Origin of the sequence: Kluyvera sp. CHPC 1.2972 (genome assembly GCF_036759925.1) — a bacterium.
Lineage (GTDB): Bacteria > Pseudomonadota > Gammaproteobacteria > Enterobacterales > Enterobacteriaceae > Kluyvera.
Window position 1 is genome coordinate 369,414 of sequence record NZ_JAPKIB010000001.1, and the last position, 12,911, is coordinate 382,324.

12 protein-coding genes are annotated in these 12,911 nt (G+C 43.5%); all 12 read right to left on the reverse strand.

What is annotated here, in order from left to right; translation table 11 throughout:
- Nucleotides 1-5: 5 nt before the first annotated feature.
- The 12 genes from V6944_RS01900 to V6944_RS01955 all read right to left on the reverse strand — a co-directional run bounded on the left by V6944_RS01900 (nucleotide 6) and on the right by V6944_RS01955 (nucleotide 12,905).
- Complete coding sequence (locus tag V6944_RS01900; RefSeq protein WP_333497668.1) at nucleotides 6-1,127, reverse strand: hypothetical protein; 1,122 nt, start codon at nucleotides 1,125-1,127, stop codon at nucleotides 6-8.
- Nucleotides 1,124-1,981: a glycosyltransferase family 2 protein gene (locus V6944_RS01905; protein WP_333497669.1), complete on the reverse strand. Its 858-nt coding sequence runs from the start codon at nucleotides 1,979-1,981 to the stop codon at nucleotides 1,124-1,126. The genes V6944_RS01900 and V6944_RS01905 overlap by 4 nt, the downstream gene beginning before the upstream one ends.
- Complete coding sequence (locus V6944_RS01910; RefSeq protein ID WP_333497670.1) at nucleotides 1,978-2,658, reverse strand: glycosyltransferase family 25 protein; 681 nt, start codon at nucleotides 2,656-2,658, stop codon at nucleotides 1,978-1,980. The genes V6944_RS01905 and V6944_RS01910 overlap by 4 nt, the downstream gene beginning before the upstream one ends.
- Nucleotides 2,648-3,808, reverse strand: coding sequence for a CDP-glycerol glycerophosphotransferase family protein (locus V6944_RS01915; protein WP_333497671.1), 1,161 nt, complete (start codon nucleotides 3,806-3,808; stop codon nucleotides 2,648-2,650). Before V6944_RS01915 ends, V6944_RS01910 begins: the two co-directional genes overlap by 11 nt.
- The gene (locus V6944_RS01920) at nucleotides 3,805-5,049 is read right to left on the reverse strand and encodes an oligosaccharide flippase family protein (protein WP_333497672.1); all 1,245 of its coding nucleotides are present in this window, start codon (nucleotides 5,047-5,049) and stop codon (nucleotides 3,805-3,807) included. The genes V6944_RS01915 and V6944_RS01920 overlap by 4 nt, the downstream gene beginning before the upstream one ends.
- A 14-nt stretch (nucleotides 5,050-5,063) precedes the next feature.
- Entirely contained in the window at nucleotides 5,064-5,669 is a 606-nt protein-coding gene (locus tag V6944_RS01925; protein WP_333497673.1) for an SDR family NAD(P)-dependent oxidoreductase, read from the reverse strand.
- The gene (locus tag V6944_RS01930) at nucleotides 5,666-6,115 is read right to left on the reverse strand and encodes an adenylyltransferase/cytidyltransferase family protein (protein WP_333497674.1); all 450 of its coding nucleotides are present in this window, start codon (nucleotides 6,113-6,115) and stop codon (nucleotides 5,666-5,668) included. The genes V6944_RS01925 and V6944_RS01930 overlap by 4 nt, the downstream gene beginning before the upstream one ends.
- A gap of 252 nt (nucleotides 6,116-6,367) precedes the next feature.
- The gene (galF, locus tag V6944_RS01935) at nucleotides 6,368-7,261 is read right to left on the reverse strand and encodes a UTP--glucose-1-phosphate uridylyltransferase GalF (RefSeq protein ID WP_333497675.1); all 894 of its coding nucleotides are present in this window, start codon (nucleotides 7,259-7,261) and stop codon (nucleotides 6,368-6,370) included.
- Nucleotides 7,262-7,395: 134 nt separating this feature from the next.
- Nucleotides 7,396-8,790, reverse strand: a complete 1,395-nt coding sequence (gene wcaM, locus V6944_RS01940; protein ID WP_333497676.1) for a colanic acid biosynthesis protein WcaM — start codon at nucleotides 8,788-8,790, stop codon at nucleotides 7,396-7,398.
- 9 nt (nucleotides 8,791-8,799) lie between these two features.
- Nucleotides 8,800-10,023 carry a colanic acid biosynthesis glycosyltransferase WcaL gene (gene wcaL / locus V6944_RS01945; RefSeq protein WP_333497677.1) on the reverse strand — a complete coding sequence of 408 codons (1,224 nt, stop codon included), beginning with the start codon at nucleotides 10,021-10,023 and terminating at the stop codon, nucleotides 8,800-8,802.
- Nucleotides 10,020-11,300 carry a colanic acid biosynthesis pyruvyl transferase WcaK gene (wcaK, locus tag V6944_RS01950; RefSeq protein WP_333497678.1) on the reverse strand — a complete coding sequence of 427 codons (1,281 nt, stop codon included), beginning with the start codon at nucleotides 11,298-11,300 and terminating at the stop codon, nucleotides 10,020-10,022. Before wcaK ends, wcaL begins: the two co-directional genes overlap by 4 nt.
- 126 nt (nucleotides 11,301-11,426) lie before the next feature.
- Nucleotides 11,427-12,905 (reverse strand): MOP flippase family protein, encoded by a 1,479-nt coding sequence (locus V6944_RS01955; protein ID WP_333497679.1) that lies wholly within the window; start codon nucleotides 12,903-12,905, stop codon nucleotides 11,427-11,429.
- Between the last annotated feature and the right edge of the window lie 6 nt (nucleotides 12,906-12,911).

Consider the following 12,911-nt stretch of genomic DNA (forward strand, 5'->3'; position numbering starts at 1 on the left):
TATTATCAAACTCTAACAGATGAATTAGTATTTTTGGTAGTGTAGAAAAGTAGAACCAAAAGAGTGAAATAAGGAGTTGCAGTTATTATTTCCGCTTTTACATTAGCGATAAAGAAGGAGATGATTACAACGGCGCCCAGGAAATGAAATTGTTTCAACGTGCTTAAAAACCGATAAATAAAAACAAGGTATCCGATTTGAAATATAATGCCACCATAAAGAATTGGTCTAATTATGCCTGAATCACTGTGGCCATAAAAACTTCCATCTGGATTTGAATACATACCATCCCCAAATAAAATTGAGTTAACTGCAGGTATATATAAATGTTTTTGCAAAAGTTCATCGGATGACTTTGATTGTAGCGTGCCCGAATGTATTAATTGCTCCAATGGCTCTAAAGCATATTTAACTGAAACATACTCATTAGCTAGAATAGTCATTGCATAATAGAATACAGGAATAGCAATAATGACCATAAACAAATATTTTCTATCTTTTATTAGAACAAAAATCAAACATATACATATTGACATTAGCATTGCTGAACGAGCAGATATTGATGCACAAGCCAAACTCATCAATATATATATAAAGCTTTCTTTTTCAACTAGTAATAAAGAGGTTGTTAGGAAGAAAAACAGGCCTAAGTGGAATGTATGTGCTGATGTAGGGAACCATAATCTATATACTTCGAGTTTATCTTCTATACCATAGGTTTCACCTTTAAAAGAAAGTGCAATATTTCTTAATAACTCTACCTGAGTACTTGCAAGATAAAAAATCAGAGAAAAACACACACAAAACTTAATCGCACTCATTAAGTCTTGTTTGGATATTTTTAATGCAGCTACAATATAGTATGAGCCTATAATCACAACCAATAAGGAAATGAACTTTTTAACTAAATCTAGTTCTCCAGTATCGTGTATTAAAGGTGGTATTAACAATATTATAAAGGAAAAAAGAATAATAAGTAATTCATTTAATGGAATCGCAATTTTTTTCAAACATACAGAATAAAGAACAAAAAATAAACACAGTAATAATTCGGGCCTGATTAAGCCTTTCAAAAACCATGGTTGAAGAATAAAGATTGATAAAATGAGAATTTTACCTACTTTCACGATAAAAACCTTATTTTCTGGATGAATGAATATAGTATTTTACTCTGAAAAAAACCAATTAATTTAATTTTAAGAGATAAATTCATTTTGTTATATTTCACTCGTGAATCAAATAACTTATTACTGAGATAATTCCTTTCGTTTATGCTTTTAACCACCTGATTTTTTAGTTCTGCATCCTGTACTGATGACAAAATGAACTCAAGCCCATTAACACCCTTGAAATGGAATTTCCCATCATATCTATAAGTGGCCACTGCTCCTTTACAAAAATAAACATCGCGGTTAATAATATTTTCGTAAATATAAAGAAGATCCTCACCAACGCTCACTTTTTCATTGAAAGGTAACAGTTCACCTTTGAAGAAAACTATATTAGATAGATGTAAACATCTAGACACTATTAATTTAAAAAATATTTTTTCGTCTAGGAAAACCCTCCCTATCAGATTATGACTAATTTTTTTACGAAGTATTTTAAGATCAAAGAAAAGAGAGCAATTCATGCCATTAACTTTATCAATACAATCCTCAAAGAATGTCTCTAAGAGAGTATCATCCGCATCCAAAAAATAAATATAATTGAATTTCGATTCAGCAACACCTCTGTTTCTTGCTGACGAAACACCTTTATTTTCCTGATCAACAATTCGACAACACTTCAACTTAACAAGATCTATTGAGTCTTCTAATATTTTTCGTTGCTCTGCTACAGAACCATCATTAACTATGATAATTTCAACAAGTTGGCAAGGATATAATGGCTTACATTTTGATATTGCACGTTTAATACTTTGCAAAGTTTTGGCTATTGTTGCTGATTTGTTATAATAAGGGATAATTATAGATATCATATTCTTTCATTTTCTATTGTCGAATTGGAAAGATCTAAAGGATGTTCAATGCAGTCATAAAACCCTAAATTTGTTATTTTTGTTTTTTTCAAAATATACACCCAATCATCTGCTAAGAATGAATCAGTCAAATGTAAGTTATATAGAAGTTCAGCAGCTGGTCTATTCAAAATATAACCACATGTTCTATATAACCACCGAGCAGTTGGCAAAAATATCTTTCGATATTTTTGTTTGTTGATTTTAAATGAACTGAATGATAATACTCTATTTCGACAATGAATACCTTCCTGCCCACCTAAGTGAATTACTAGCGGTTCGCTAATATTAGTAGAAGAATCAAGATTATTTATTACCGTTTTAAAGCTATTTTTAAAACTAACATCATCTTCCAAGACAACAAGCCAAAATGAATCAGTACAGTCTAAGAAACTCTTAATTGCTTTCTTATGAGATAAACGACACCCTAACTCAGCGGGGCTTATGATGTGCCTCCGATTGAACCAATAGTGAGGATTTTTCGCCTTACTATAATATTCTTTAGTTGATAATTGACGCCCATCTATTGCATCTATAAATTCGTAAGGGCATGATATTTTATTAAGTCTTTCAATAATATTTTTTCGTCTTTCGAGATCAGTTTGCAATGAAATTATATATATCTGACTAGTAGTCATACTTATCCTTAAGTTTGTCAATTATATTTTTATAAAGAAATTTATAGCTTTGATGTTCTTTATTCCCAAAGATATCGAAAACTGCATTACGATTATCTTTATGTTTATCACAACTAATTGTGTCCTTCATTTCATTTAATAAATCAGAAAATGTATTAACTATCTGACCAGGCATATGTTCACCGAAATTAAAATACATTTCTCTCTCCTGTAGATAATCATCAGCATCGAAAGTATAAAAAATTATTGGCCGATCTAAATACAAATAATCAAAATAAACGGAAGAATAATCGGTTATAAGGCAATCAGCTAAAGCTAAGGTTTCATTTATATCAATTGATTTAGATATTAATGATAGGTTAGAGTAATCATCGATATTAATATTGATGTTAGTTGCAGGATGTAATTTTATTTTTAGCTCAGCATTATTTAATGCCAAAAAATCATTTAATTTCAAAAAATCAATATTAGATTTAGCTAGAAAATCCCCTCCAGAATCACGCCATGTTGGAACGTAAAAAAAAACGTATTTCCGATTTCCTTCATTCTTCTCGCGAGATCGTTCAAGCAAGTTAATAACCCTAGGATAACATCCTTCTAATATGTTAGATTCATTTTTTAATCGAAATGCACGTATAAAAGAATACTGACTGACAAACCTTGATGGTGATAACAAAAGATCGGGACTTTTATGATGCTGTGGATTTATAAATTTTGTTAACAGAGTAGCATCTTTTATCTTATCAACTAGCGGTTTTGTATTTATATCGAATTCGATTTTTTTTAGCGGTATTCCATGCCAAAGATTTATCAAAATAGCACCGCCAGATGTAAAGAAATTTATATCAGATGAATATCCTGTGTATATATATACGCGAGCTCTTAATGTAAAATAAATACCTTTTAGCGTCCATCTGTAATATGCAGGAATACCATTCCTTCTCAGATCATATGCTAGAGATGGTGTTATTGCAATCCAAATAGCTTTAATTTCTTTTTTATTCTTTGATATATACTCATAAAAGTATCGACTATTATCTGTATAGCCAGAAAAACTACCAAATACCCATAGTTTTTTATTTCTCGGAATAAAAAAAGATATGCCATATAGACAAAAATGTAATATCCGTTTCAATCCTTTAATAATCATTTAGATGCATTCCTTTTAAAATATAAGAACATACATAAGCGCAGCATTAATACGATGAATTCAATGCACATCACACTGATTGCTATATTAAGGCTATTAATCTCATTTTTAGAATATAAGATAGCTAAACATAATAGCTGCAAGCAACCTGCTATATATACTGTAAGATTAACAATTTTTATCTTATTCAATGTACTGAACAATGGATAGCCAAAATTAACGCTTATAAAGTTGAATACTATTGAAATCAAAAAAATATTAAGGATAGAATCCGCACTAGAAAATCCTCTCCCATAAAAAACTGTTATAATATTAGTTGAAAAATATATACAAATACTTACGCCTGTTATCAATGGAATTGTTAAATAAATAACAAATTTAAATAACTGTCTATAATCTTTATTTCTAGCCAGGAATGGATAAAGCGCCTGGCTGACGGGCTGGCAAACCCCTTGTCCAGCTTGATATAGTTTCTCAGCACATGAGTATAATGCAGCTTGTTGCAGACCTCCAAAATTCCCTATAATAAAAACATTCGCATTAGTGTAAACACCGACTGCTACTCTAGATATAAAAAATGCAGTACTCTCTTTGAATCTCCTAAGACAATATTTAAAACTAGGTGTGATTATCTTATATCCTTCTTTATAGATTAAAGTGATGTTCAATATTGATGAGAAAATGCAACTAATAAGCAAACATATAAGAACTATAATTACATCCCCTCTATCCCTAACTAATAAAAATACCGATATAATATATACTATTTTAGATGTTAAAGTAATAATACTGATATTTTTCATTTTTTCTATACCCTGATAAAACCACGTCATTTGATATGCTTGAAAAAAAATGACACCAGAAATAATAGAAAAATATTTTATTTTTTCCGCAAAATGATTATCAAAAAACATTATATATATATATAATGCTAAAATGACTAATATCACCAATACTGTTTTTATGCAAACTATGGAACCTATATAGTAATTGACTCGCTTAATTTTCCCCCGATTAATTGAAAGCCAGTATGTTGCAGACAAACCAAATCCATAATCTGTAACGATCATAGATATAGATATTATTGATAAACTAACCGCAACAAGTCCAAAGCTATCGATAGATAACACCCGAGTTAAGTAAGGAAGAACCAGTACAGGAGCAAGATAATTAGAGAATTGAACAAACAATAAAAAAAACATATTTGAAGTCAGTTTTTTTCTTTCTTCAAATTTTGACATATCTGGTTCTCAATCTATGAAAAAACAGGGTTAATAATAAACTCATTCTTTCTAAAAAATAAAATATCACCAGCTTTATATTTCCCATTGACAACATCCAAAAGAACATTACCAACTGTTTCAGCATCCATTATATTTGGATTAGTGATATTGAATTGCTTTCTAAATTTAGTATCAATTGCACCTGGGCATAAACAATAGGCATTATAGCCATCAGAGGCTAAGCATTTGGTGAACGTCACGACTCCAGCTTTTGAACAACAATATGAGGACCAATCTTTATAAGCATTAAATGCAGCAGTTGATGATATATTTATGATTTTAACTGATATATTATTCTCCGCTACTTTTCTTGTTGCTAGGTACGTACCAATAAGATTTACATTAATATCATTAATCCACTTTAGGGGCTCTGAATCTTTCAACACTGCAGAATGTAGCACCCCTGCATTATTTATTACAACATCATATTTTGTTTCACCAATATAATTTCCTACTGAATCAATGTCTGTAACATCCATTTCAGTCCTGGAGGGACAATCTATATCACCTAAAGGCGATAGTAATTTGCAAAATATTTTAGATAAATCACCACCACCTCCAGTTATTAATATTCTCATTTTTTCACCACTGGTATTTCATGATCATCACTAGCTCTAATTAACTTTTCATATTCTTTGTGAATTTGCTTTTTCAAATTACTAGAGCTAACACCTTTTCCATACGGGAAATAAAAAACTTTCACCCCTAACTCTTTTAAGTAATCATACTTTCCTAGCCAATCATCACCTATAACGAAGATGTCCATATTGATTTTATTCACCAAATCGTGATGATCTAATGAATGCTGAGGGATTACTACATCAGGATATTTCAATGCCTCAACAATAGAAATTCGCTCTTCGAATGGGATTGCAGGTGGATTTTTGTATGAACAAACTAATTCATCCGTACTCACCCCAACGATTAATGTTCCTCCGAGCCCACGCCCATAGCGAATCATTTTCAGATGGTTACTGTGAAAAAGATCGAATGTTCCTGAAACATATACAATATTATCTTTCATCATGATATCCTTGCAGCAATGCTACCGCCTTGGCTCAACAGCTACCAACGCACTGTACATAAACGATAAGGCAGAACAATATTCATTGTCCTGCCAAAACTTGCTTAATCCTTATACTAAATTTTAACCCATTACTTACTTTAATCGGCTCATTTGACAACACTAATAAAGGCTAACGCCGTACAACCTTATTAAGAGATGTATTCAGTGCTGCTTCTATACCAATGATATGGACACAATTAAAACAGATATTCACACACCAAGTAATTGTTCAATCTTTTTTCGAAACGGCGCCCCATCCTTCAAATTCCGCAGCCCATACTGCACAAACGCCTGCATATACCCCATCTTCTTCCCGCAGTCGTAGCTCTCACCCGTCATCAGCATCGCATCAACAGACTGTTTCTTCGCCAAGTCAGCAATAGCATCCGTCAGTTGAATACGCCCCCAGGCTCCCGGCACGGTCTTAGCCAGTTCCACCCAGATATCAGCAGAAAGCACATAGCGGCCAACGGCCATCAGGTCAGATTCCAGCGTCTGTGGCTGATCCGGTTTTTCGATAAAGTCGACGATGCGGCTTACCTTACCTTCTACATCCAGCGGCTCTTTGGTTTTGATCACCGAGTATTCAGACAGATCGCCCGGCATGCGTTTTGCCAGCACCTGGCTACGCCCTGTTTCATTGAAACGTGCAACCATTGCCGCAAGGTTATAGCGAAGTGGGTCTGCGCTTGCGTTGTCCAACACGATGTCCGGCAGCACAACCACAAATGGGTTATCGCCAACGATCGGATGTGCGCAGAGGATAGAGTGTCCCAGGCCCAGCGGCTGAGCCTGGCGAACGTTCATGATGGTAACACCAGGAGGACAGATAGACTGAACTTCGGCCAGCAGTTGACGTTTTACACGTTGTTCCAGCAGCGCTTCCAGTTCGTATGAGGTGTCAAAGTGGTTCTCCACCGAGTTTTTCGAGGCATGGGTCACCAGCACGATTTCTTTGATCCCCGCAGCCACAATCTCATCAACAATATATTGAATCATTGGCTTGTCGACGATCGGCAGCATCTCTTTGGGAATTGCCTTAGTGGCAGGAAGCATATTCATGCCCAAACCCGCTACCGGAATGACTGCTTTTAAATTAACCATTATCTTGTCCACCTGTATTCGGTTGATGAATTATAGCGATTAAACATGTTTAATCCACCCTAATTTGTGATAGTACGCTTTTGGATTAATCGAAATCTTTGGATATAATCTGAGAATGGAGTTGAGAGCACCTGTTATCGGCGTGGGAGAGCGAAATTGAGCCGTTCAGAATTGACAACATGCTGATCAACCCGGTCAATATCCACCGAAGCCCGCCCCCTCTCATCGACCGCATGGACGTTCGCCAGCGACAGCAGCGTATCCTGCTTCGCCATGAATTTCCCACGAACATCCTTACGCAAGTCAAAGTTTAGCAATAGCGCGGGTTCACGCGACGCCACCTGCATCACATTGATATTACGCATAAAAATATGCTTAGGTTTGTTGTGGAGCGCCAGCGAAGCGTACCGTAAATCCAGGTTAGTGATGGAGACAAACGACTGGGCATTGCCGGATGATATCTGTATTCCCCTCAGTTTATAGTTCGAATTCTCATTATTGATCCGCACATTATTCAGTCGAAAATTTTGCGGTATAGACAAATAGTTACCTTTGATAACACCATAGCCAATTAGCATTCCCGCACTATTAACCATCTCAACACCATCAATAACGAAATTATCACATCCGTAGATCGCCACGGTGGCATTATCTATTCCCGCCGTCTTACTGAATGCCGGGGTGATATTACAGGCCTTGACGTTGCGAATAATAAAATGCTTTCCGTTCTCAACATGCACCAATTGGCGGCAGTTGCTGCCGGTGATGTTGGCCACCACAAAGTGCTTCACCGCCTGGTCTTCCGGGTAGCCGTTATCGTAGGTGCTGCCTGCCAGCCCAATGCCAATTCCCCAGTTCACCTTGCCGTTAGTGCAGTCAATATGGTCGATGACGTGATCGGAAATGAGGATATTGCTGTCGTTTATCGCGACGTTCCACTCGATGGCGTCGCCCTGCAGGTAGCTGAAATGACAGTGGGTGATCTTGACGTCCTGCCACTGATTATGGAATCCCTGACGGAGGATGCCGTAGTTCGCTTTGGTGACGGTAAGGCGGGTAATATTGAGGTTTTTCATCTGCCGCTTATCTTTGCCGCCGATGAATATCTGCGCCACCGGGCCGTAGCCGCTCATGGTCAGCCCCTCGATGGTGCAGTCGCCGCCGCGCACGTCAAGGGTGATGTTATAGAGGCTCGCCTCTCCGCTGCCGCTAATCTTACAGCCCTGTTGCAGGATAAATCGGCCGCGGCCGTTACCTTTTAGCGCGCCAGCAACCGCCAGCGTTTTACCCGGCGGTAGCGTGATAGCGGTGTTGATGTTGTCGCAGGTCACATCAGCGGGAACGGAGACCGTATCCACCTTGCTGAAAGCCTCGTTAAAGGCACGGATCCAGTCGCCGTCGCGATAGAAGTCGCGAATATCAGCCGTTGCTGATTGCCCCGCCGCCCTTGCATGGGCGACAGGGAGCAGTGGCAAGGCGGCCAGCGTCGCGCCAGCCGTCAGAAAGTGTCGTCGGGTTAAAGTACGCATGGCCCCTCCTTAACAAAGCGTGTGCAGCAGGCGCGCGAGCTGTCGGTTAATCACCTGCTGGTTAAAATCGGTTTCCACTTTTTCACGTGCCCGCTGGAGCACGGGCTGGAGGCTTTGCGCATCCATCCGTCCCAGCGTCTTCAGCTTGTCGGCCAGCGCCCGCGCGTCGTTTTCAGCCACCAGCCAGCCGGAATCCCCGGACTCAATCAGCTCCGGAATGCCGCTATGAACGGTAGAGAGCACCGGGATCCCCACGGCCATCGCCTCCATTAGCGCCACCGGAATCCCCTCCATATCGCCGTCCGCGCCGGTCACCGATGGCAGCAGGAACACGTCGGCTTCATCGAGCATCGCTTTCACTTCGTGGCTCGGTTTAAACCCCGGCATCTCCACGCGGTCTTCTAGCTGATACTGTTCAATCAGGGTGCGTAAACGACGCTCCCACGGGCCGATGCCGAGAATGCGGTAGCGAAAGTTCACCCCCTGCGCTTTTAGCTGGCGGCAGGCTTCAATCGCTACGTGCAGGCCCTTTTTCTCGGTCAATCGGGCAACGGAGATAATCTGCAAGCAGTCGTCCGGTGCTTTCAAAGGCCGTAGCGAGAAACGGTCCATATTCACCCCCATCCGCGAGACGGTGATTTTATCCGCCGGGCAGCCCATCGCCTGTAGCCGTTCAGCCCACAGCTGGCTAATCGGCAGCATCATGTCGCCGCGACGAAATAGCTGCTGATACTCCCCGCCATAATGGCTGAGCACTTCACGGCTGGAGATATCAATACCGTGAAACACGGTGGCAATTTTGCCGTCTATCACCCCCAGTTCGCGTAGCTTCGCCGCCGTCACGCCCGCCGGGCCAAAGTGGGCGATAAAGATATCGGCGGCTATCGGCGCAGGGGTACGACTGCAGATGGAGGAGAGAATCAGGTTACGCGCCTCCTGCCCATAGCGACGCGTATTCAACGCCCGCCAGACGGCGGGACGGTGCAGGCCACGCAGGGTGCTGAAGGCACGGTAGCGCAGCTTTTCCAGCGCACGGGCGGGTTCATCCTGCAGCCAGCGGACCTTCTCCGCCAGCCGGTACTGGGTATAGGCGGCATGAGTGTTGGTGAGGTCGCCCTTTTGCAGCGCGACAATCTCGACCTCATGGCCCATCTCAATAAACGCCACAATCTGGTTCAGGACGAAAGTCTCTGACGATAACGGGAATTTCAGCAGAAAGAAGCTGACTTTCATCGGCCCTCCCGAATACGGCTAAGCACCGATTCAATCATGCTAAAGCCCTTCTGCCGCTCGCCTTCTACCGCCGCCGCCACTTTTTCACCCAGCGCCGGAAGCTGATTCAGAATATCGGCCACCACGCCCTGCATGGAGCCATCGAGCAAATGGCGGATGTCGATAGCCATCTCCGGCATCCCCAGCTGCTGCATGATGCCTGCGGATTTGTGCTCATAGTTGATGGCAATTGCCGGGGTGCCGAAGTTCATGGAGATAATCGCCGAGTGCAGGCGCGTGCCGATGGTCAGGTCGCAGGAGCCAAGGATCTTGCCGATCTCCACGTCGTTCAGTTCGTCCATGGCGATATGGAAATGGTCGCGGTTTTCGACGTACTGCGCCATACGCAGCGCCACCATGCGGTCATCGCGGTTGTAGCGGTCGATGCTGGTACAGGTCGAGAGCGCTAATACCTGATAGCCGTCGGCAATCATCCGGTTTACCACCTCGGCAAAGGCTTTCTCGTAGGCCTGCTGCGTGGTGCCAAGGCGTTTATCGAACGGTTCCAGCTCGCGCAGGGTAATCGCGACGGTTTTACGCTGGGCGGTCAGGTTCAGCCAGTGCTGCACCGCGTAGCTTGGTTCAAAGCTGTCGTTACGGTGTTCAACCAGCCAGGCGGTATCCACGCCCTGCTCCACTTTCGACGTATCGATCTCCGCTTTCGCCATCAGCTCACGGCTGACGGTTTCACGCAGGATCAGCGCATTCGTGCGGCCAAAGGCGTAGTTCGCCAGTTGGTTAAAGTCCGGGTTCTGGAACGGCCCAACGCTGTGGCCAATCATGTAAATCGGTTTATTGGCCATAAAGGCGCACAGCGGGTATTCGAAGTGGGTCAAACCGTAGAGATCGACGTAGTTCGAGCCGCCCACCTGGATAATCGCATCATAGTTGCCGAGGAAGCGCACAAACTCATGGAACTCCGGCGCAATGTCAAAGTTGCGCAATTTGCCTACGCCGGTCACCTTCGCCAGCAGGATCTTATGCTGGAAGCGACGGCGCAGCACCTTCTTCACGCGCCCGCTCATGCCCCCTGCCGCCTGCTGCTTCTGGCTCAGCTGATACAGCGGATCGGCGATAATCTCACGCCCCTGCAACCAGGAGGAACTGATCGGGAAACGGCTCATCACGTCCATTTCTACGTCCGGCTGTTGGCGGACGATGGCATCGAGCAGGCCGCGCATAATGGCGCTATCGCCGCGGTTGCCGCAGGTGTGGTTTCCCAAAATTAATAATTTCATCATGGCCTCATCAAAGGGGTTAAGCTCATTTATCAAAAACAGATAACAACGCTGCTAAATCGGTAGCCCGGCCGAACGCCGTGACGCCGGGGATTCCCCGGAGTGGGCGTAAACGCCTCGTCCGGGCTACGAAACGCGTAATAACATCTTCAGTTTTTTGTTCCGACAGAGCGGTTTTTTAAGTTCAATCAGCAGGCTATTGCGCGACAGCACAATCACCAGCGCGAAGCTGAGTACGCCCACCAGCACCTGCAGCGCCAGCAGCATTGGCAGCGACACACTACCCGCCAGCAGTCGCCCGACGGCATAGCTGGTGATAAGCGTAGGCAGCGAAAGCCGGAACGGCAGCCACAGGCTCAGCAGGTAGTCACGGTAGCCCGGCCCCAGCACCGGTTTGATCATCACGAAGTAGCTGAGGATGGTGTTGATGATTTGCACCAGCAGGAAGCCGAGCGTCACGCCAATCGCGCCGCCCATCTCCCCGCCGACAATCACCGCGGGAATAAACAGAAAGGTTTTAAACACGTTGAATTTAAAGCTGATGTCCACGCGTGCTTTGGCCATCAGCAGCGAGCCAATCGGGTTGCCAACGGAGCGCAGCAGCCCCACCACGCACAGCAGTTGCAGGATCGGCACGATGTGCATCCACTTCTCACCAAACACCAACGGCACGAAGTTATTGCTCACCACCATCAGCCCCAGCAGCGCCGGGAAGTTGATAATCCCCACCACCGACAGCAGCTTGTAGAAGTTCACCCGCAGCTTGTCGTTGTCGTCCTGAATCTTGGCAAACGCCGGGAACAGCACGCGGGTGATAATCGGGTTGAGCTTCATTGGCGGCACCACCGCCACGTTGTAGGCGAGGTTATAGCCACCCGCGACGCTCGCCCCGAGAATGCGCGCCAGCGTCAGGGTAGAAAGGTTGGTGTTGATGTAGTTAACGATGCTGTCCGCCGTTAGCCACGCGCCGAATCGCAGGTTGGGCATCACGGTGGCAAGCGAAAAGTGCAGGCCCGGGCGGTAAATTTTGCGGCCAAAGTAGCCAAACAGCAGCGTGCGCACGGCGCTGTTAACCAGATAGCCAAGGATCGCGGTCATCGCCAGCGGCCAGAAGCAGGCGCTGACCACCGTGAAGGTAAAGCCCGACAGCACGGCGGCGGTCTCAATCGAACCAATCTTGTTAAACTCCAGCTCCTTTTGCATCAGCGCGCGGAACTGCTGGCCATGCGGGATCACCACGAACGCCAGCGACAACGTTTTAATCAGCGGCGCTAAGTCCGGGTTATGCAGCAGATTGCCGATGGTGTCGCTCAGCAGATAAACCGCCGCAAACACCGCCACTCCCAGCCCAACGTTCAGCCAGTAGAGCGTGGTCAGCTCCAGCTGGCTAATCTCTTTTCGCTGAATAATCGAGTTGGCAATGCCGAAGTCCGACAACGTATCCGCCAGCGCGATAATCACCAATGACACGGTGAGCAGGCCGAACTGGTGGCCGTCAAACAGCCTTGCCAGCACGGTCATCTGCGCCAGACCGAGGCCAATAATCACCACCGTTGCCATCGCCGACCATTTGGCGCCGTTGATGGTTTTTTCTCGTAAGCCCATGTTGCG